Here is a 21,150-nt window from a genome sequence, read left to right as displayed (position 1 = left end):
GCAGTACTCACATCATTTGGCGCATCTGGCCAGATCGTCTTTGCCGGGATCGCTTTCAAGTCTTCCTCGGACAACCCATATTTTTCAAGAGCCATAAATGACCGGTCATTTGCTGGCTTCTCTAACGGATTGATAGTTGCTTCCAAATGCCCGTCTGAACGAATTGCCTCGAGCAGTTTTACCGCTTTCACGACGTTTTCCAGATTCGTTGAGCTGCTGTAGGCAGAGGAGGAATTTTCAGCTATTTTTTCAGATGAGTTAGTTTCATAGGATAGAGGAGAGCCCCACTTTGCAAAAAGTTCCTTTAATTCCGGGGAAACGGTGTCATCTCCATTTACATACTGTTCATATTGTTCAATGACATAGCCAAGGTTTGGGCCATGAAAGTTTTCCCATGGATTTTGTTGGTTTTTCAGCATTACCACATGCCCCCATGAATATTTTTTATCGCTTTAGGAAAAGCAATTATAGTTTGCTTACGGATAAGGATAATGCAATAATTAAAATAAATAAAATGCTAAAAAATTATATTTAAATATAAGAAAAATTTATATGGCAGTAAGGGTGGGGATAATGGATTACCGTGATTGGGAAATATTAAAGGTTCTTTATAGCCAGAAAAACTTGACGAAAGCTGCTCGGCTTTTGTTTATCACTCAACCGGCATTGACGAACCGCTTAAAACATATGCAGGAGGAGCTGGGGGTTAAAATAATCACCAGAGAAAGCAGAGGAGTTCATTTTACCCCTCAAGGAGAATATCTTGTCCATTGCGCGGAGGAGGCTCTGGATCATTATCAAAAAATAAAAGAAAAAGTCCGCAATATGAGCAAGAATGTAAGCAATGAGGTTGCAGGCACATTGAAATTGGGTGTATCCAATTTTTTTGCAAATTATGAACTTCCTTATATTTTAAAATTATTTAAAATGCAATATCCCCATGTGGAATTCAAAGTGGTTACAGGCTGGAGCAGAGATGTAACTCAGCTTATACACAATAAAGATGTTCATATTAGCTTTGTCCGGGGGGATTATGGGTGGAGAGGATTATCGAAACAATTATTATTTGAAGAAACAATTTGCATTACGTCAAAGGAAGAGATTGATATTACCGATCTCCCCCACCTTCCTAGAATCGACTATAGAGGAGATTACTTATTAAAAACGTTGATTGATCATTGGTGGGCTGAAAACTATGCGGATCCGCCCTTCATCAGCATCGAAGTCGACCAGGTTGATACGTGTAAGGAAATGGTTGTAAATGGTTTAGGCTATGGCATTTTGTCCAGCAGGATCCTCGCCGGGATAGATGATGTACACCAAATTGACTTAACTGACCAAAATGGGAATCTAATCTTGCGAAGAACGTGGATGTATTATCATAAGGAATCGCTAGAGTGGAATGTTGTTAAAGCATTCGTGCATTTTATAGAAAATTACTATAAAAAGCAATAGAAAAATGGGAAAAAGTCGGTCCGAATTTTTAGGAATCGACTTTTTCTTAGTTAACGAATGGCACCTCGTTTTTATTCTTCATCGTTGTTTTTTATCCTTCGTTTCAAGCGGGTAAATGCAATGAAATCGTACAGCTCCTCTTTCGTTAAAGGAATTCCATCCAATGAAAGGGCAATTTCTGATTCCAGACATTCAACCAGCTCGAGCTTCTCCTGTTTATCATTTGTCCGGTTTAAAATATAATCAACCGTTGTTTCAAATAGATTCGCGATTTGCAGTAAAGCTTGCAAGGAAGGCTGCCGGTATCCGGATTCATAGCCCGCATAAGTGCTTTTCGCGATTCCAAGGCGGTCGGCAGTTTCCTGCAAAGACCAATTTCTGCTTTTTCTAAGATTCGCTAATCGTTGTAGCATCGATAACTCCGCCCCCTCTATTATTCTCCTTTAATTATAGCAGGCATTGCATCCGTGTGAAAGAAAAAAGTGCGCGTAATGAATACAAATGTTGATTTATATTAGGGTTTAATCATATAATAAGGTATAATTGTTTGCGTAATGCGTATGAAAGTGAAATACAAACGATGGGATGATAAGCGATGAAGAAATTATTGTTAATTGCGACAGGCGGAACAATCGCATCCGTTGAGGGAGAGGAAGGCCTTGCGCCCGGCTTGACCGCTGAGGAGCTGTTGGAACATTTCAATCACTCTTCGGAATCGGTTGATGTGACTTGCCAAATTCTTATGAACAGGGACAGCACGAACATGCAGCCAGAACATTGGGCGGAAATAGCTGAAGCCATATTCCGGAATTATGAGCAATACGACGGATTCGTTATTACTCATGGAACGGACACGCTCGCATATACTGCGGCTGCATTGTCTTACATGATGCAAGGACTGCAAAAGCCTGTTGTCATAACGGGGTCGCAGGTTCCGATTAGCTTTAAAAAAACAGATGCGAAAAAGAATGTGGCAGATGCCGTGCGTTTTGCCCGTGAAAATATTGGCGGAGTCTTTGTCGTATTCGATGGGCGAGTAATCATTGGTCCGAGGGCGGTCAAAATGAGAACGAAAAGCTATGATGCTTTTGAAAGCATCAATCATCCATACGTTGCTTTTATCGAGTCGGGGGAAGTTCGCTATCATTGGAAACCGGCACCTATTTCTGGTGGACCTCAATGGAATACAAGCCTGTGCCCGGATGTGTTTCTTTTGAAGCTTTACCCAGGAACCAAACCGGAGATATTTGATTGTTTGAAAGGCTTATATAAAGGTGTCATCATTGAAAGTTTCGGCAACGGCGGTTTGCCTTTTGAGGGCCGTAATTTGCTTACGAAAGTCAAGGAACTAACGGAAGCCGGCATTGCCGTAGTGATCACCACCCAATGCCTGGAAGAGGGGGAAGACTTGCTTCTTTATGAAGTGGGGCGCAAGGTAGCCCAACATCGTGTCATTTTATCCGGGGATATGAATACAGAGGCCATCGTCGCCAAGCTGATGTGGGCTCTTGGACAAACTGATTGCATCGATGAAGTTAAGGAAATCATGGAGACGCCAATGGCCGGGGATAAGACTCCTGGATTTGACATAGAAGACTAAAGAAAAAAGCAGCAACATCGTGTTCGGCCTAAAGAGGAGGAGGAAATTCAATGATGTCAACCCTCATTGAAACAAAACAGCACATGAGAATGGAGAAAGATTTTTTAGGTGCAAAGGAAGTGCCTCAAGAAGCCTATTATGGGATTCAAACGCTTCGAGCAGTCGAAAACTTTCCTATTACGGGTTACAGAATACATGGGGAACTAATCAGGGCGATGGCGATTGTCAAAAAAGCGGCAGCGCTAGCCAATATGGATATCGGCCGCTTAGATTTTACTAGAGGGAACGCGATTGCGGAAGCGGCCCAGGAAATCATCGAAGGAAAATGGCATGACCAATTCATCGTCGATCCGATCCAGGGAGGGGCCGGCACTTCCATTAACATGAATGCGAATGAAATCATCGCTAATCGCGCACTAGAAGTATTGGGAAAAGAAAAAGGAGACTATTCTTATATAAGCCCGAACAGCCATGTTAATATGTCCCAGTCTACAAACGATGCATTTCCAACCGCCATTCATATCGCAGTATTAAATCTTTTGGAGCTATTGCTTCATACGATGGACGATATGCATCGCGTGTTTTTGCAAAAAGCGTGTCAGTTCGACCACGTCATCAAGATGGGACGCACCCACCTTCAGGATGCGGTCCCGATTCGCCTTGGTCAAGAATTCGAAGCCTACAGCCGTGCAATCGAGCGAGATATCAAGCGGATCAACCAATCAAAACAGCATTTGTATGAAGTTAACATGGGCGCAACCGCCGTCGGAACGGGACTGAATGCAGACCCTCGCTATATCGAAGCGGTTGTGAAACATCTTGCGGACATTAGCAAATTGCCACTTGTCAGGGCGGAGCATCTAGTGGACGCCACCCAAAATACGGATGCCTACACCGAAGTATCCGCCGCGCTCAAAGTGTGTATGATGAACATGTCAAAAATCGCGAACGACTTGCGATTGATGGCTTCCGGTCCCCGTGCGGGATGGGGGGAAATCACGCTCCCTGCCCGACAGCCCGGATCTTCCATCATGCCTGGTAAGGTCAACCCTGTCATGGCGGAGGTCATAAACCAGGTGGCCTTTCAGGTGATCGGTAATGATCACACCATTTGCCTGGCATCTGAAGCGGGACAGCTTGAATTAAACGTCATGGAGCCTGTTCTTGTATTCAACTTGATTCAGTCGATCAGCATTATGAATAATGCATTCCGCGTTTTCACAAATCATTGTTTGAAAGGGATCGAAGCAAACGAAGATCGGCTAAAAGCCTATGTTGAAAAGAGCGTTGGCGTTATCACGGCAGTCAACCCGCATATTGGGTACGAAACAGCAGCACAGATAGCAAGAGAAGCTATCTTGAGCGGACGATCGATTCGGGAACTTTGCCTGAAGCATGGAGTGCTGACGGAAGAGGAGCTCGATTTGATCCTTGATCCGTATGAAATGACACATCCCGGCATTGCAGGCTCTTCGCTTTTTGATAAAAAGTAATTCCGCCACAGCAAGAACATGTGTATTCAAAAGGGCTTGAGAACTTCTCAAGTCATTTTGTATTTGCTGAAATCCCCCAAAAATTAAGGCGGGATTTTTTAGTTTCTTCTGGGAAATAATACGTTTGAAATCTGTAATGAAAGGCGGTATGGTGATGGCTACCAAAAGAACAGGTTTGAAAGATATTACCTGGTTAAGCATTTCGGTAATTGCGATGATTGTCATTTTAGTTGGATGGATGCTCTGGACCTGGTTAGCGTATTAAATTACATATGAAATTTGGCCGCCGCAATCATAGGCGGTCTTTTTATGGTGGAAATCAGCCACTTAAGACCACTTATCAGCCCATTTCCTAAAAATAGTAAGAAAATTAACGTCAACAGTTATGATCAACCAACCCGATGAGTATCTATAACATATGTTGATAACAAGTAATCTATGGAGAAAAAAACGTAGATGAAAAGAAAATGATGCCGGATAGGAGAGGATTTGCATGACGTTAATTCTTGCTTTTGCATCCATTATTTTGCCCATTGTAACCGCCGTAACAGAAGTAGTAAAACGGGCGTTTTCATTACCGAAAAATCTAGTACCTGCAATCGCATTCGTGCTCGGAATCGTGATCGGTTTTGCGGCCGCGCCTTTAACCGATCTAGATTGGACATTAAGATTATGGGGTGGAGCGCTTGCCGGCCTGTCGTCAACCGGCCTTTATGAACTTGCATTTAATAAGAGAGAAGGAAAAACGAAATAGAGGTAGATTAAAATCCGTCTTCGAAGACGGATTTTTAAGTTGTTTATGTGAAAAGAAAACTCCTCATTGAAAATCCTCTATGAATCTTTATAAAAGAAAACTTCGGTTGTACAACAATATTGAAAACAAAAGACCGATTATTATGAGTAAATATTTTGGTTCGGAACAAATGTAAATGGTAAGGTTTTGCATGTGAAAACAATTTTTATGAACTCCCGCATGTTTGTAAATACTAAAGCCATAATGATCTATAATGAGGAAGGTGCAGAGATTATGGCAGCGAGAAATGAAGGAAATACGCGTGAGCAGAACGCCCATGTTTTTTGGATGGCGATGACCTTTGGAGCGCTCCTTATCATCTTAATTTTATGGATGATCTGGATGTGGCTAAAATAAAAGAGTAATGAAGCGGCTTATCATGGAAGCCGCTTCATTACTTTAAATATCGCTAGATGGGTGAAGTGGAATGGAGTAATTTTTTGTCTTTTTCTTTTTAGACACTTTTGCCCGTGCTCCCATCGGTTTTTGCAATAATTCTTTAAAATAAAAGTCGCCATGGGCATTTTTTTGAGAAATTAAATGGATTGTCGCTCTCACATCATCTAATGCTCTATGTAATCGATCTGCATGAATGTTATGTTCGAAAAGCAAATCTCCAAGTTTTTTTGACGTAAATCCGTACTGTTTCCACTGGATTCCGTTCATTGAACAATGCCATGGCATGTCCGACGTCAATGGAAAATATCTTTTCAGAAACCCTTTTTCAAAACTGGCATTATGCGCAACTAAAAGATCTGCCTGTGCCATCATATTTTCAATCCGTTTGTTGTCAAGACGTTTTCCGATTAAATCTTCTTGCCTGATGCCATGCACGTTGGCCGCACCGGGTGAGACCGGTTTAGACGGCTCATTTAGCTCGCAATATTCATCAATGATTTCAAGAACTTCACCGCTCGGCCGGTTAAAAGTAAAGAGAACGATAGCAAGTTCGATAATTTCCTCTTTATAAATACTTAAACCCGTCGTTTCAATGTCGATACACGCAGCCATTCCAATGGTTGATTGTTTAAGCATATTAGCCTCCCTCTATATTTTCGATTCCCCTCATCGATTGCTTTTCATTCATCTTACCAATACCATTTCCATTTGAAAAGAATGTTTAATCAATCGTTTTAAGGGTACAAATATAGTAAAAGACTACGGAGGACTAAAGGCGGATGAGTAAAAAAATAATCGGTGTGTATGAGACGAACAATGAAGCGATGAAAACGATCCGTTCACTAATTGCAGAAGGATATGATCCGAAAGAGATTTCGATCCTTGCAAAAGATGAACGGCAAATGGACGAAATTGCGGATCAAACCCATGTTGCTGAAGAACACCCGTTAAATGGGGTAAATGAAGAAGCTTACGGAACCATTGCCGGGTTTTTAACAGGCATTAGCGGTTTAATCGCGGTTCCAGGATTAACTGCACCAGTTATCGGGCCGCTTATTGCCGCTGGCCCTTTTGCAAAATTATTTAAAGAAAATGAAGATCACGATTTAAAGGAAATGTTATTAACATTAAACATTTCGGAACGGCAAGCCGAACAATATGTCGATGATCTTCATCACGGATGCATTCTTGTGATTCTTGAAAAGGACAATGCAAAAGACTAATTCGGAGGCCAGAACCTACCGCCTGTGTAGACCTGGCTTTTTTTATGGTGATTAATTGTTGGAGAAACCAGAGAAGGTAATGGATAATAAAGAAAAAGGAGGATGATGGCATCATGATGTTTTTAAAGCTCCCACGGGAACAAAAGGAACAAATGATCAGTGAAATCCAGCAATACTTTTACAAAGAGCGAGGGGAGGAAATCGGGCATTTAGCGGCAGAAAACATGCTCGACTTTTTCATGAAACACGCTGGCCCTATTCTTTATAATCAGGCCATCAGCGATGCCCGGCGTCTTGTAGCCGATCGAATGGCTTCGATTGAAGATGACCTCTATGCGTTAGAAAAACGATGAAATTTTGGAGATAACACAAACAACCTTACCCGGGGTGCTTTCCTTTTAAACAATTAACCGATGAACCCCGACACAATCTCTAAAACGATAACACTAATGGCAAAAAAGAGGATGACTTTGCCCGGGAAAACCATTCGAACCATAATCATGGAAGGCTAAAGACAGGCAATGTTTTTACATGGCAAGCATCGGCCTAATTTTTATAGTGCAACAAAAAGCATATTTTTTTATGTTCCAATCTATATATGGCAAAATGAAAAATAAGTCTTCATTTGAAGGAGGATTTGGAAATGGTAAAAAGCATCCAGGATACAACGACTTTACATAATGGGGTCAAAATGCCGTGGGTAGGACTTGGCGTTTATAAGGCGGAAGAAGGGGAAGAAGTAATTCGTGCGGTGAAGGCGGCAATTAGCGCCGGGTACCGAAGCATTGATACGGCCTCTCTTTATCAAAATGAAGAAGGTGTTGGAAAAGCGATAAAAGAGTGCGGCGTTCCTCGTGAAGAACTTTTTATTACGACTAAAGTATGGAACACCGATCAAGGGTATGACTCGACATTGACCGCTTTTGAAGAAAGCCGGAAAAAGTTAGACCTCGATTATGTCGATCTTTATTTAGTGCATTGGCCGGTGAAAGAAAAGTATAAAGAAACGTGGAGAGCGCTTGAGAAACTGTATAAAGACGGAAAAGTGAAGGCAATTGGCGTGAGCAACTTCCAAATTCATCATTTAGAAGATATTATGGCCGATTGTGAAATAAAGCCAATGGTCAATCAAGTGGAATGCCATCCGCAATTATCGCAAAAAGAACTGCTTGCTTTTTGTAAAGAAAACGACATTCAACTAGAAGCGTGGCGGCCATTATTAAAAGGTGAAATTTTAAATGATCCGGTTCTTACAAAAATTGCGGAACAACATCAGAAATCCGTTGCCCAGGTCACTTTGCGCTGGCATTTGCAAAACGGAATTGTTGTTATTCCGAAATCCGTTAATGAAAACCGGATTAAAGAAAATGGAGCTCTCTTTGATTTTGAACTTTCGCCTGATGAAATGAGACAAATAGATGCACTTAATATCAATAAGCGAAACGGCCAGGATCCGGACAACTTTAAATTTTAAACTTCGATGTAAATAAGCGAGACTCTAAATCAATAGAGCTCGCTTTGTTTGTGATACAATTGCAAAAAAAATTCAATGGTATAGCTAAATGCTGAATGAAGTCGAAAGTGAAAAAGTTGGAGAATATGTCAAGAACCGGCTTAAAGAACCTTCCCGGCTTAAAGCGCAGCCGTTCAAACAAAAATTGGCGTTAAAATCAAAAGGGGATTTCGAAATGTCATACGCCGGTTGGGGACCGGACTACCAGGATATGCAACTGATGATTTTAAGTATGTATACATTGAAGGAAAAAATAAAGACTAACAAGAAGGTGGCCCCTTAAATGGGGTTTCCTTCTTTTTTGTTTTATTTTCGAAAAGTAACTTGACAAAAGTAAGTGGAATATCATATCATACTTACATAAGATAAGTTAATAATAAAAATGAAGGAGAGATACATTATGTTTAATCTAGGGTTATTAATTATACGGCTTGTTGTCGGCATTACATTTATGGGGCATGGAACACAAAAGCTGTTCGGCTGGTTTGGCGGCCATGGCTTGAAAGGAACAGCCTCATGGCTTGAATCGATAGGCATGAAGCCAGGAATGCTAATGGCATTTTTAGCCGGCGCGGGCGAATTGCTCGGAGGCCTTCTTTTTGCAGCAGGGGTCCTCACCCCGATTGGAGCTATTCTTATCGTGATCACGATGCTCGTTGCGATTTTCACTGTTCATGGAAAAAATGGCTACTGGGTGACGCAAAATGGATTTGAATATAACTTGATTCTTATTGCCGTTGCCGTCGGAGTTGCTTTAATCGGCCCTGGCGAGTATGTATTATTTAATATGTAAAAAATAAGCTGATGAGTTGATCAGCAGCTTATTTGATATTTTCACCATTTTCGAGAAAAAAGCTATGCCTATATAAAATCTTTGTAGAACAAGTGCTAAACTCTATTTTTTAGCACTTGTCCTCATCTTTTCGCCTGACTCCGGTCGGGCCAAACCCGGGTTTCACTTCAAATTCATAGCGGTCATCAAGTTCTTTAGCAAATTCATTTTCACTATCCGTCGAAACGAGATTGGCTCTCGGCACTTGAGGCAATGAAGATTTGTTCTTATCTCTTGTAATTCGCTGCTTATGCGCTCTTCCCATTCGTTCTTCACCCTTCCGTGATTGGTTTCTTTCATAGGGTGTGATAAGGAGGTAAAAATATGCGGATAGATTAAATAGCCCCGTAATGGTAAAATGATGAAAAAATGGGGGGATTAATTTGCTCGTTTTCTGGATCGTTTTAGGCGCCGTTATCGGTTTTTTGTTCTCTATGTTTCCTGCATCGATTGGCTATTCTTTACTTATCGGCATTCTCGCTAGTACGCTTATCTATATTTCACTTCAACTTTCAAAGCTTGTGCACTTGCAAAAACGCCAATTGTTCGAACAAGCTTCGCAAAAGTATCCTGAGGCTTCTAAGGCCGAGATTGCTGAAAAGCTCGAAATTCCGGATCGTCAAATTAAAAACTTTTTAGGAAAACTTTAATAAAAACGAGGGATCTCCCCTCGTTTTTTTCATTTTTTTGCGATTCGCTGCGTCTAGTCCTCCTTAAGCCCTGTCTCAGTGGAATTTTGAAGTTAAAATTACCTGAATGTTGGAAATTAGAGGTTGTTATTGTCCATAATGCATTTTTTTCTGTCCGAAGTCTTTCATTTATTGTCCATTCTTAATCATTTATTGTCCGAAATCGAGAGTTTATTGTCCGACCACCGCATTGTTTTATAACAGAATTCAAAACACGAAAAAAAATATAACAATTTTTAAAAAAGGTATTCACTTTTCTGAAGATTTGTTATATATTATTTAACAAGAATATCAACTGTTTTATAACAGTCGGATTTAAAGGAGGATAATTAAAAATGGATTGTTTCACTTGTCAGGGAAATGGAGAACTTGAATGTCCGAAATGTAATGGAACAGGTCACCATCAGAGGGAAGGCTGCTGCCAGAACTGTGAAGGCCAGGGCTGTTTAAGTTGCAGCCGTTGTAATGGCAATGGCCGAATTGATTAACAAGCAATAAATGAACATCGTCCTGAAATCAAATAGATCAAGGAGGAAGGCACGTTGAAGCAAACTCAGTTGAAAACAGATTCAGTCGTAAATTGTACAGGGCCTATTCATGAAGGTTACGATGAAATTTTATCGAAAGAGGCATTGAACTTTTTAGGAAAACTCCACGAACGGTTTATGGGTACGAGAAATGCCCTTTTGGACAATCGGAGAAAACGCCAGCAAGAGATTGATGAAGGAATGCTCCCGGACTTTTTGCCGGAGACAAAATCGATAAGGGAAAGTGAATGGACGATTGCCCCGGTCCCAGAAGATCTTCAAGATCGAAGGGTTGAAATTACGGGACCTGCAGGGGATCCGAAAATGGTCATTAATGCACTAAACTCCGGGGCAAAAGTATTTATGGCCGATTTTGAAGATGCCAATTCGCCAACATGGGAAAATACGATTGGCGGACAAATTTACTTGCGCGATGCGAACCGCAAAACGCTTTCCTATGTTTCACCGGAAGGGAAGCCCTACCAATTAAATGAAAATACAGCTACTTTAATTGTCAGGCCGCGCGGCTGGCATTTAGAAGAAAAGCATCTACAGTATGGCGGAAAGCCGATGTCTGGAAGTCTTGTCGATTTCGGGCTCTACTTTTTCCATAATGCAAAACAGTTGATCGAAAATGGTTCAGGTCCGTATTTTTACTTGCCAAAGCTCGAAAGTCATCTGGAAGCCCGGCTGTGGAATGATGTATTTGTCTTTGCCCAGGAAGAACTTGGCATTCCGCAGGGAACCATTAAGGCGACTGTACTTATTGAAACGATCCTGGCCGCATTTGAAGCCGATGAAATTTTATACGAGTTAAAAGACCATAGTGCCGGCCTTAACTGCGGAAGATGGGATTACATTTTCAGCTATATCAAAAAACTGAAAAATCATCCAGAATATTTACTGCCTGATCGCTCGCTCGTCACCATGACTGTCCCCTTTATGCGATCATACACCTTATATGTCGTAAAGACTTGCCACAGAAGAAACGCCCATGCCATCGGCGGCATGGCAGCACAAATACCCATCAAGAATAACACCAAAGCGAATGAAGAAGCCTTACAAAAAGTAAAAGCGGATAAAGAAAGAGAAGCAAATGACGGCCATGATGGAAGCTGGGTCGCACACCCCGGTCTTGTTCCAGCCGTAATGGAAGTCTTTAACCGTATCATGCCTGCGCCTAATCAGCTAGAGAAAAAGCGCGATGATATTCATGTAACGGCTCGTGATTTGCTCGAACCATCACCCGGCCCAATTACAGAGAATGGCTTAAGAACGAACATCTCAGTAGGCATTCAATATATAGAAGCATGGCTAAGAGGCAGAGGAGCGGTCCCGCTAAATCACTTAATGGAAGACGCAGCAACTGCCGAAATTTCAAGGGCTCAAGTATGGCAATGGATTCGCCATGAAAAAGGCGTTCTTGAAGACGGCCGGAACATCACAATGGAACTAGTTGAAAAATTGGTTGAGGAAGAAATGAAAATCATTTGGGCCAACCTGGGCAGTGAAGTTTTCTCATCGGGCAAATTTAATCAAGCAAAGGAACTCTTTATAAAATTGATTAAAGAAGATGAGTTTAATGAATTTTTAACTGTCCCTGGATATAAATACATTTAAGTTAAAAGGAGAGGAAAAATAATGAATTCACAAATGATCACGGAAATGAAGGAAGCCTGGGAAGCGGAAAGATGGAATGGAATCATGCGTCCATACAGTCCAGAGGATGTTCTGCGTCTTCGCGGATCGATCCAAATTGAACATACATTGGCACGAATGGGGGCAGAGCGACTCTGGAAGCTGCTCCATGAAGAGGACTATGTCCATGCTCTCGGTGCATTAACAGGCAATCAAGCCGTCCAGCAAGTTAAGGCTGGCTTGAAAGCGATATACTTAAGCGGTTGGCAAGTCGCAGCTGATGCGAATCTCGCTGGACATATGTACCCGGACCAGAGCTTGTATCCCGCCAACAGCGTTCCGCAAGTTGTAAAACGGATCAACCAGGCGCTTCAGCGGGCCGATCAAATTGAGCACGGGGAAGGAAAAAGTGACACGCACTGGTTTGCTCCAATTGTCGCCGATGCGGAAGCCGGATTTGGCGGTGTGTTAAATGTATTCGAGCTAATGAAAGCGATGATTGAAGCAGGGGCAGCAGGCGTCCATTTTGAAGATCAGCTATCTTCCGAAAAGAAATGCGGGCATCTTGGCGGAAAGGTGCTATTGCCAACCCAGCAGGCGGTCCGGAATTTAATTTCAGCCCGGCTTGCGGCCGATGTATTAGGTGTGCCAACCGTCTTAATCGCAAGAACGGATGCGAATGCAGCGAATCTCATTACAAGCGATATTGATCCATATGACCACCCGTTTATGACCGGAGAACGGACGCCAGAAGGATTTTATCGCACAAAAGCAGGGCTTGATCAAGCGATTGCAAGAGGACTGGCATATGCCCCATATGCTGATTTAATCTGGTGCGAAACATCTGAGCCAAATTTGGAAGAAGCGCGGAGATTTGCTGAAGCGATTCATGAGAAGTTCCCAGGTAAACTGTTAGCCTATAACTGTTCGCCATCATTTAACTGGAAGAAGAAGCTCGATGATGAAACGATTGCGAACTTCCAGCGCGAAATCGGAAAAATGGGCTATAAGTTCCAGTTCGTCACACTCGCCGGATTCCATGCGCTCAACCATAGCATGTTCGAGCTTGCGAGGGAATATAGAGATCGCGGAATGGAAGCTTATTCCGAATTGCAGCAGGCCGAATTTGCGAGTGAAGCATATGGTTACACGGCTACCCGCCATCAGCGCGAAGTCGGAACCGGCTATTTCGACGATGTGGCGCAAGTAATTTCCGGAGGAACCTCTTCAACAACAGCACTTACAGGTTCCACCGAAGAAGAGCAATTTACGACAGCCAACTAAATAAAATAATCAAGGAACAGGTAAAACGTGTACCTGTTCCTTTTTTGTATTATTTATTCGTCAAACAACAGGTTATATACCCTCCCCTTTTTTGCTCCGTCATACGGAAAATTCAAGCTGGTAAGAAGCTTACGGGCAATAGAACTAGAGGGGAGCTTCAAAAATTCCCTAAACTGTTTGTTTGTGATCGTTGATCGAATGAGGAGACAATAATCTTGAAGGGCTGCTAAGTGGGCGTCTTTCGAGGAAAACGAGCAGATAGAGCAGATCCATGTTCCGTACGCTCGTTTCATCGGGAGAGCAGAACAATTCGGACAGGAAACGCCTTGCAACAGTTCAGAAGGCAAGATCTCATATTTTGATAGAACATCCAAATTTAGTGGAGTGTGATGTTTTATAAGAAGTTTTTCCAGTTTTCGAAGTTCTTTGTTCGAGAGTTGTTCTTCATTGTGCTGATTTTTAAAGGTTTCTATTTTCGGCAGGAGGGTCTGGCTCTTAATGATAGTTGTAAAATATTCAGGCCAATTGGCGGTTGTTTTTATGATCGAATTAGGGTTTGAAAGGACTATGATTCCTTCCACGGGCATCAGTGGAAACTTAAAATCTTTAAGCCAGTTTACGAATTGGTGTTGTTGATGCTTAACTTGCAAGATAGGATCCGGAAATGATTCCTTACACTCTTTCGTGATTCGGATAAGCTGATGAAAGATATCAGTCACTTTTAGTTGAATAACGGCCACTTGCACGATTTATCAGCCACATTCGCTTACTTATCAGCCGATCAACTAAAAAATGTAAAAAACCATATTCGTGATAATTCAATCGTTTTTACATACAGAAAAAGTTACCATTAAATGGGCGGATTCATCAGTGACTTTTTTACCAAAAATTGAAGATTTGCTTTTCATATCCGGCGAAAGTAGTAAAAATAAAGGGATTTACTGAACAGGCGGAGAACAAAGTAAAAGAGGTATTGTCTAAGTTTGTTTAAGGAGATGAGTTCCGTGGACAAGTTGTTTGCATTGTTGGATTCCTTTTATCATGAAATGGTCGATATTAGACGCTATCTTCATCAGCATCCCGAATTGTCATTTGAAGAGGTAAAAACGCCAGAATTTATCGCTGAATATCATCGCAATCTCGGTCATGAAGTGCGTACGGGCGTTGGCGGAAGAGGGGTAGTCGCCACCCTCAAGGGAGCGAAGCCAGGAAAGACCGTTGCACTGCGCGCTGATTTTGATGCGCTCCCTATCCAGGAGGAAAATGATGTGCCTTACAAATCAAAAGTTCCTGGAGTCATGCATGCTTGCGGCCATGATGGACATACCGCTACATTGCTTGTTTTAGCAAAAGTTTTAAACCAGTTAAAAGAACATATAGAAGGAAATGTCGTTTTTATTCACCAGCATGCCGAAGAACTTGCCCCCGGGGGAGCCATCGCCATGATTGAAGATGGCTGCCTGGATGGGGTAGATGTCATCATCGGAACGCACTTATGGGCGACGATTCCCTGTGGCCAGATTGGATATCGGTCAGGACCGATCATGGCGGCGTCCGACCGTTTTGAAATAAAAATTCAAGGGAAAGGCGGGCACGGCGCCCAGCCGCATGTAACGAAAGACAGCATCGTAGTCGGGGCCCAGCTAGTGACGAATTTACAGCAAATTGTCGCAAGAAGGGTAAAGCCGATCGACGCTGCTGTTGTGTCAGTCGGTTCGTTTGAAGCGAAAAATGCGTTTAATGTGATTGCCGATAGTGCTTTATTAATCGGAACGGTTCGAACGTTTAAAGAAGAGGTAAGAGATTTTATTGAACAAGAAATTGAGCGGATAGTAAAAGGTACATGTTTATCTGCAGATGTAGACTATTCATATCATTATCAAAAAGGCTACCCTGCTGTCGTCAACCATAAAGAAGAAACAGAGTTTTTGGCAAAATTAGCTGAAAACGTGCCGGGTGTTTCGTCCGTTTTTGAAATGGAGCCGGATATGGGCGGTGAAGATTTCGCTTATTATTTGCAGCATGTAAAAGGAACGTTCTTCTTTACAGGGGCGCAAAATCCGGAGTGGGAAACAACGTACCCTCACCATCATCCGAAATTTGAAATTGATGAGCGGGCCATGCTAATCGCAGCCAAAACGCTGGGCAATGCGGTGTTTACGTATTTAGAGCAGAGGGGCGCTTTAGGAGCGAGAGAAGAAAAAATCAATAGCCAGGTTTCATAATCTTGATAAAAAGAGGGGGGACCCACCCTCTTTTTATTAAAATGTATTAAATAAAAATTTAGAAAATACAAAATATATATTGAGGTTTTCCAATGAATGCTATAAGCTAGTTTGTGAGAACGAATTCATGAAATCGTTCCCAAAGACTAGAATAATTTTTTCGTATAGGATGCTCTCGATATTTATAAATGGAGACTCACTTCATCCAAACGTTCAAGAATTACCACTAACGTTGATAAAAAGAAATTTTTGTTGACGACGTTTGTCAGCAGGAAGTCAAAAGGCGTTCAGCAAAAGTGGAACTGTAAATTTTTTTAGTTTTGAAATCGATTTCAATTTTAGAAAAAAGGAAGGGATTAAGATGAATAAAAAATTAAAGGTTGGAATCATTGGGTGCGGAGGGATTGCGAATGGAAAGCATATGCCAAGTCTTGCAAAGTTAGATCAAGTCGAAATCGTTGCGTTTTGTGACATCGTTTTAGAACGGGCACATAAAGCCGCACAAGAATTCGGGGTAGCAGGGTCAAAGGTGTATGAAGATTACAAGGAATTGTTGCAAGGTCCCGCGATTGATGTCGTTCATGTATGCACACCGAACGATTCCCATGCCGACATTACCGTCAGTGCATTAGAAGCCGGGAAGCATGTCATGTGTGAAAAACCGATGGCGAAAACGTCTTCGGAAGCACGAAGAATGGTGGAAGCGGCAAAACGGACAGGGAAGAAGCTCACGATAGGCTATCAAAACCGCTTTCGCCAGGACAGCCAATATTTACATAAAGTTTGCGAAGAAGGCGGGCTGGGGGACATTTACTTTGCTAAAGCCCATGCGATCCGTCGCCGTGCCGTTCCGACATGGGGAGTTTTTCTTGATGAAGAGAAGCAAGGCGGAGGACCGTTGATCGATATTGGAACACACGCGCTTGACCTGACATTATGGATGATGAATAACTATAGGCCGAAAGCGGTAATGGGGACAACCTTCCATAAACTTGGCCAAAAGAAAAACGCCGCTAATGCATGGGGGCCGTGGGATCCGGAGAAGTTTACGGTGGAGGATTCAGCGTTTGGGTTTATCACGATGGAAAATGGGGCGACGATCATGCTCGAGTCGAGCTGGGCGCTTAATTCTCTAGAGGTAGGAGAGGCAAAGTGCACGTTAGCCGGCACTGAAGGCGGAGCCGACATGAACGACGGATTGCGTATCCATGGTGAAAAACACGGGAAACTGTTTACGACGAATGTGGAATTAAACACTGGCGGAGTAGCTTTCTATGATGAAAATAGCGAAAGTGAAGCGGATCTTGAGGCACGATTATGGATTGAAAGCATTTTAAATGATACAGAGCCAGTCGTTAAACCGGAAGAAGCACTTGTTGTCACCGAAATTCTTGAAGCCATCTATGAATCTTCTAAAACGGGAAAAGCGGTTTATTTTGATAAAATACCTGCTTTGTAGTAAGGATTCCGATTATCTTGAAAAGGAGAAAACCGAAATGACTAAAGTTACCGTATGGAATGAAAACCGGCATGAACAATCGAATGAGGAAGTGAAGAAAATCTATCCCGAAGGAATTCATGGGGCCATTTCTAAATTCCTATCGAAGGCCAATTTTGAAGTGAGAACAGCGACTCTTGATGAACCGGAGCACGGTTTAACGGATGAAGTGCTGGAAAATACAGATGTGTTAATTTGGTGGGGGCATTTGGCTCATCATGAAGTAGAGGATCGAGTTGTTAAAAAAGTACAGAATCGTGTGTTGGACGGAATGGGGCTAATTGTGCTGCATTCCGGCCACTTTTCGAAAATATTTAAAACATTGATGGGGACGAGCTGTGATTTGAAATGGCGTGAAGCAAACGAAACCGAACGGCTCTGGGTTGCTGATCCGAGCCACCCCATCGCTGAAGGAATTGGAGAGTTTATACAGCTTGAGAAGGAAGAAATGTATGGTGAGCACTTTGATATTCCGGCCCCGGATGAGCTCGTATTGATCAGCTGGTTTGAAGGAGGAGAAGTGTTCAGAAGCGGATGCACCTACAGAAGAGGGAAAGGAAAAGTGTTTTACTTCCGTCCGGGACATGAAACATACCCCACTTATCACAATGAGCAAATTCAGCGCGTCATTGTCAATGCGGTAAACTGGGCAAAGCCTGTCAAACGGGAAAAGCCAGTTTACGGTAATGCAAAGCCGCTTGAGACGCTAACTGTCAAATCTTAAAAGAGACGGCCGGTAAGTAAAGCCCCGGCTGATGAACAAAAATAGATCAGCAGTCGCTTTCAATTTATAAAGGAAGGTGTCAAACGTATGAAATTAGGTGTTTTTACCGTTTTGTTTTCACAAAAATCGTTTACTGAAATGCTCGATTATGTAAAAAAAGCGGGGGTGTCCGCCGTTGAAATTGGCACTGGAAACTATCCGGGAAATGCGCATTGCGATTTAGATGTGCTTCTTGAGAGCGGGGAGAAGCGGAAGGAATACATGCGGGAAATTGAGTCAAGAGGGCTTATGATCAGCGCTTTTAGCTGCCATGGCAATCCGCTTTCTCCAAACAAAGAGTTCGCGAAACAATCCCATGAAACGTATGTCAAAACCGTTCGGCTTGCAGAAATGTTAGGTGTACCGGTCGTGAATTGCTTCTCGGGGGTAGCCGGGGATCACGAAGGCGCGAAACACCCTAACTGGCCTGTCGCGCCATGGCCAAATGAATATGGAGAAGTATTAAAGTGGCAATGGGAAGAGCAGCTGATTCCTTATTGGAAAGAATGGGGCCAGTATGCGAAAAACCACAATGTAAAAATTGGCCTTGAACTTCACGGGGGCTTTTTAGTTCATACCCCCTATACATTGCTTAAGTTAAGAGAAGAAACAAATGATGCGATCGGCGCCAATTTAGATCCGAGCCATCTTTGGTGGCAAGGGATTGATCCGGTTGCCGCTATCAAAATACTTGGAAAAGAAAATGCGATTCACCACTTCCATGCTAAAGACACGTATATTGATCAGGATAATGTTAATATGTATGGTCTTACGGATATGCAGCCATATGGCAATGTGCAAACCCGTGCGTGGAGTTTCCGTTCTGTAGGCTGCGGCCATAGCACCCATGAATGGTCGGATATGATGAGCGCTTTAAGGACATACGGGTATGACTATGTTGTAAGCATAGAGCATGAAGATCCATTAATGTCGATTGAAGAAGGGTTTTCCCGTGCCGTTTCAACCCTTCAATCTGTTTTGATCAACGAACAACCGGCTGAAATGTGGTGGGTATAAAAACGAAAAAAGGGCATCGCTTTTCGAGGAAAAGTGATGCCCTTCCATTGTGGCCCAGCATGAGTCATCTGTAAGGTGGTATGAGCGGATTGGCTCATCACTTAATGATTAGCCTCCTACACGACTAACTTGAACGTTACAGCCAGTGACGGTAGGCCTCAATCATATCGTTGCATAAATGGTATGGATGTTCTTCAACTGAATTTTTGCAAAAACGTTTAATGTACTGCAGAAAATAAAAGAACCCTGAAAAGTCAGGGTTCTTTTGAATTAGTTCACGCCAACTTGTGTCCAGGCGTTGGCAACCGCGTTGTATTCTGCGCTTCCCGAACCGTATAGGTCAGCTGCGGCGCTTAATAGAGCGGCTCTTGCGTCACTGAAATTGCTTGTTGGTGTTAAATATTGAGTTAGCGCGCGGTAATAGATTTTTTCCGCTTTTGAAACACCGATTGCTGTAATCGTGTTGTAAGCGGCTTTGTTCGGAATACCACTGTTCGTATGGACACCGCCGTTATCGTCTGATGTGTAGACATAATTCCTCATATGATCCGGTTGTCCGTATTGCGGAGGATTCGATAAGCTTCGAAGCCCATCGCCGGAAACGCCCGGGGTATAGACATCTTCGCCCATCAACCAGTCGCCAGTATCCATGAAGTATCCGAATACATCGGACATCGATTCATTCAATGCACCGGATTGGTCTTGATATTCAAGTCCTGCCGTCGATTCAGTCACCGCATGGGTGAGTTCGTGGCCGACGACATCGACAGCACCGGAAAGTGAAGTAAATGTTTGTCCGTCACCATCGCCATATACCATTTGCGAGCCATTCCAAAACGCATTGTTGTATTTATAGCCGTAATGAACGGTTGACCGGATGGTAGAGCCTTGATTGTCGAAGCTGTTTCTACCAAACTTGTTTTTGTAGTAGTCATAGACGACTCCCGCATTATAATGGGCATCAACATCCGCTCTTTGTGATGTGGACGTAAACGCATTATCTGCATCAATAGAATAGCTGCCAGGCAAGCTGCTTCCGCCTTTTGCTGTAAATGTTTCGATTACGCCGGACATCGGTTTTGTCGTGTCATAGAGGTAATAGTTTCCACCGGATAAATACGTATTCAACGTTTTTCTGGCACCATTTACGCCATAGCCGTAACCTGTGGCCGGACCGTCATTGGCAACCGCATTAAATTGATGAATAACGTTTCCTTTCACGGCATCAACATAGATTTGCCAGTTTGCCGGATAAGGATCAATAAATTGCAAAGATACCCGGTAAGCAAGGCTATATTCACCATCATGCTTATAAGCGACGAGTTTCGCTTTTTCGACGGTATTTTTCACTTTAGAAGCCGGTTTAAGAGAATTGGAAGACTTGTCCGCATCTTTTTTCGGGCTCACTTTAATAGATTTCCAGGCTGCTTTAATGGCCTTCTTTTCACTTATTTTTTTCTTTGCTCCGTTCTTTAACGTTTTTGGCAAATCGGAATGAATCCCACCGTTTATGGCAGTAATTTTCCCGGATTTATCCGTATGGACGATGAACCTTGCCCCGTCAATAGGCACTCCCTCGATCGATTGGTTAAATACATAATGTTTCATTCCGAGCTTGTCTTTTTCCACTTTATCAAATAATAGATTAGAAGCCGGATCGAAAGGATAAAGATGTTTGTTCTTTTTTATGAATGCGAGAATGTCTTTTTTCGTAGGGTATTTTTCATCTGTAAGCTTTCCGAATAGAAAAGAAGGAACGGAATGGTCTTCTTTTGACCAGGTTACATGTACCGTCTTTGTTTCCGAGTGATTGATTTCATGTAAAACGAGTTTTTGCGTTTTTGTACCGGGCTCATTGGCTGCAGAGGCAGAGTAGGCTGAACTGAAAATAATTCCTAAAGAAAGAACAGCAGTTAATCCTTTTTTCATAACATCCTCCTAATACGTTAACCAAATTTTAAAGGGCCCTTTACAAACATCATATCATTTTTGGGAAAAATGTATATTGGGAAAATACCAAATTTTATATACTAATTAGCTTAATTTGTTGAAAGCGTTTTCCCAATGTCGAGATAAATGGAAAGTAGTATAATAGAAGTTTAATTTAATCGACAACACTCGCATAAAAACGCATTTTTTTAATATTGTGTTTACACAAAACTATGAAAAATACAAAAATTGTATTGACCACAAGATAGTAG

22 protein-coding genes and 1 pseudogene are annotated in these 21,150 nt (G+C 42.4%); 17 read left to right on the top strand and 6 right to left on the bottom strand.

What is annotated here, in order from left to right:
• A pseudogene (locus WD019_RS19495) lies at positions 1-419 on the bottom strand (2-oxoglutarate dehydrogenase E1 component); the annotation flags it as partial.
• A gap of 154 nt (positions 420-573) precedes the next feature.
• Here WD019_RS19495 and WD019_RS19490 point away from each other — a divergent pair.
• On the top strand, positions 574-1,455 hold the full coding sequence (locus WD019_RS19490; protein WP_026678294.1) for a LysR family transcriptional regulator: 882 nt from the start codon (positions 574-576) through the stop codon (positions 1,453-1,455).
• 71 nt (positions 1,456-1,526) lie between these two features.
• On the opposite strand, the gene WD019_RS19485 is transcribed toward WD019_RS19490, so the two are convergent.
• Positions 1,527-1,868, bottom strand: coding sequence for a helix-turn-helix domain-containing protein (locus tag WD019_RS19485; protein ID WP_026678295.1), 342 nt, complete (start codon positions 1,866-1,868; stop codon positions 1,527-1,529).
• Positions 1,869-2,050: 182 nt separating this feature from the next.
• Between WD019_RS19485 and WD019_RS19480 the strand changes: the two genes are divergently transcribed.
• The 4 genes from WD019_RS19480 (at position 2,051) to WD019_RS19465 (ending at position 5,698) form a co-directional block, all read left to right on the top strand.
• Complete coding sequence (locus tag WD019_RS19480; RefSeq protein WP_026678296.1) at positions 2,051-3,055, top strand: asparaginase; 1,005 nt, start codon at positions 2,051-2,053, stop codon at positions 3,053-3,055.
• 53 nt (positions 3,056-3,108) lie between these two features.
• Positions 3,109-4,548 carry an aspartate ammonia-lyase gene (gene aspA, locus WD019_RS19475; RefSeq protein WP_425712548.1) on the top strand — a complete coding sequence of 480 codons (1,440 nt, stop codon included), beginning with the start codon at positions 3,109-3,111 and terminating at the stop codon, positions 4,546-4,548.
• Between the two features lie 493 nt (positions 4,549-5,041).
• Positions 5,042-5,302 (top strand): holin, encoded by a 261-nt coding sequence (locus WD019_RS19470; protein WP_026678298.1) that lies wholly within the window; start codon positions 5,042-5,044, stop codon positions 5,300-5,302.
• Positions 5,303-5,575: 273 nt separating this feature from the next.
• On the top strand, positions 5,576-5,698 hold the full coding sequence (locus tag WD019_RS19465; protein ID WP_281172193.1) for a hypothetical protein: 123 nt from the start codon (positions 5,576-5,578) through the stop codon (positions 5,696-5,698).
• A 42-nt stretch (positions 5,699-5,740) separates the two neighbouring features.
• Here WD019_RS19465 and WD019_RS19460 read toward each other — a convergent pair whose 3' ends face one another.
• Complete coding sequence (locus WD019_RS19460; RefSeq protein WP_425712546.1) at positions 5,741-6,376, bottom strand: exonuclease domain-containing protein; 636 nt, start codon at positions 6,374-6,376, stop codon at positions 5,741-5,743.
• A gap of 143 nt (positions 6,377-6,519) precedes the next feature.
• Between WD019_RS19460 and WD019_RS19455 the strand changes: the two genes are divergently transcribed.
• The 5 genes from WD019_RS19455 to WD019_RS19435 all read left to right on the top strand — a co-directional run bounded on the left by WD019_RS19455 (position 6,520) and on the right by WD019_RS19435 (position 9,269).
• Positions 6,520-6,963, top strand: a complete 444-nt coding sequence (locus WD019_RS19455; protein WP_051291505.1) for a general stress protein — start codon at positions 6,520-6,522, stop codon at positions 6,961-6,963.
• A gap of 113 nt (positions 6,964-7,076) precedes the next feature.
• Positions 7,077-7,316 carry a DUF2164 domain-containing protein gene (locus WD019_RS19450; protein ID WP_026678301.1) on the top strand — a complete coding sequence of 80 codons (240 nt, stop codon included), beginning with the start codon at positions 7,077-7,079 and terminating at the stop codon, positions 7,314-7,316.
• 290 nt (positions 7,317-7,606) lie between these two features.
• Positions 7,607-8,437, top strand: a complete 831-nt coding sequence (locus WD019_RS19445; RefSeq protein ID WP_425712545.1) for an aldo/keto reductase — start codon at positions 7,607-7,609, stop codon at positions 8,435-8,437.
• An 88-nt stretch (positions 8,438-8,525) separates the two neighbouring features.
• Positions 8,526-8,759 (top strand): hypothetical protein, encoded by a 234-nt coding sequence (locus WD019_RS19440; protein WP_425712544.1) that lies wholly within the window; start codon positions 8,526-8,528, stop codon positions 8,757-8,759.
• Between the two features lie 117 nt (positions 8,760-8,876).
• Positions 8,877-9,269: a DoxX family protein gene (locus WD019_RS19435; RefSeq protein WP_026678305.1), complete on the top strand. Its 393-nt coding sequence runs from the start codon at positions 8,877-8,879 to the stop codon at positions 9,267-9,269.
• A 109-nt stretch (positions 9,270-9,378) separates the two neighbouring features.
• On the opposite strand, the gene WD019_RS19430 is transcribed toward WD019_RS19435, so the two are convergent.
• Positions 9,379-9,573, bottom strand: coding sequence for a YfhD family protein (locus WD019_RS19430; protein WP_026678306.1), 195 nt, complete (start codon positions 9,571-9,573; stop codon positions 9,379-9,381).
• A gap of 118 nt (positions 9,574-9,691) precedes the next feature.
• Between WD019_RS19430 and WD019_RS19425 the strand changes: the two genes are divergently transcribed.
• From WD019_RS19425 to aceA, 3 genes are all read left to right on the top strand, one after another.
• Complete coding sequence (locus WD019_RS19425; protein ID WP_425712543.1) at positions 9,692-9,958, top strand: hypothetical protein; 267 nt, start codon at positions 9,692-9,694, stop codon at positions 9,956-9,958.
• Between the two features lie 596 nt (positions 9,959-10,554).
• Positions 10,555-12,144 carry a malate synthase A gene (aceB, locus tag WD019_RS19420; protein ID WP_425712547.1) on the top strand — a complete coding sequence of 530 codons (1,590 nt, stop codon included), beginning with the start codon at positions 10,555-10,557 and terminating at the stop codon, positions 12,142-12,144.
• A 21-nt stretch (positions 12,145-12,165) separates the two neighbouring features.
• A complete protein-coding gene (aceA, locus tag WD019_RS19415) occupies positions 12,166-13,446 on the top strand; it encodes an isocitrate lyase (protein WP_425712542.1) in 1,281 nt (426 codons plus the stop codon).
• Positions 13,447-13,499: 53 nt separating this feature from the next.
• On the opposite strand, the gene WD019_RS19410 is transcribed toward aceA, so the two are convergent.
• Positions 13,500-14,192, bottom strand: coding sequence for a hypothetical protein (locus WD019_RS19410; protein WP_425712541.1), 693 nt, complete (start codon positions 14,190-14,192; stop codon positions 13,500-13,502).
• Between the two features lie 258 nt (positions 14,193-14,450).
• Between WD019_RS19410 and WD019_RS19405 the strand changes: the two genes are divergently transcribed.
• The 4 genes from WD019_RS19405 (at position 14,451) to WD019_RS19390 (ending at position 18,949) form a co-directional block, all read left to right on the top strand.
• Entirely contained in the window at positions 14,451-15,671 is a 1,221-nt protein-coding gene (locus tag WD019_RS19405) for a M20 family metallopeptidase (RefSeq protein ID WP_026678310.1), read from the top strand.
• Positions 15,672-16,032: 361 nt separating this feature from the next.
• Positions 16,033-17,130 (top strand): Gfo/Idh/MocA family protein, encoded by a 1,098-nt coding sequence (locus WD019_RS19400; RefSeq protein ID WP_425712540.1) that lies wholly within the window; start codon positions 16,033-16,035, stop codon positions 17,128-17,130.
• A 37-nt stretch (positions 17,131-17,167) separates the two neighbouring features.
• A complete protein-coding gene (locus tag WD019_RS19395) occupies positions 17,168-17,893 on the top strand; it encodes a ThuA domain-containing protein (protein WP_425712539.1) in 726 nt (241 codons plus the stop codon).
• 87 nt (positions 17,894-17,980) lie between these two features.
• Complete coding sequence (locus WD019_RS19390) at positions 17,981-18,949, top strand: sugar phosphate isomerase/epimerase family protein (protein WP_425712538.1); 969 nt, start codon at positions 17,981-17,983, stop codon at positions 18,947-18,949.
• 270 nt (positions 18,950-19,219) lie between these two features.
• Here the strand turns inward: WD019_RS19390 and WD019_RS19385 are convergent, their stop codons facing one another.
• Positions 19,220-20,878 (bottom strand): M4 family metallopeptidase, encoded by a 1,659-nt coding sequence (locus WD019_RS19385; RefSeq protein ID WP_425712537.1) that lies wholly within the window; start codon positions 20,876-20,878, stop codon positions 19,220-19,222.
• Between the last annotated feature and the right edge of the window lie 272 nt (positions 20,879-21,150).

It is taken from the genome of Fictibacillus sp. Mic-4 (assembly GCF_049843615.1).
Classification (GTDB): Bacteria; Bacillota; Bacilli; order Bacillales; family Fictibacillaceae; genus Fictibacillus_A; species Fictibacillus_A gelatini.
Note: the sequence above shows the minus strand (reverse complement) of the source record. Positions and strands in the feature narration are given on the sequence as shown.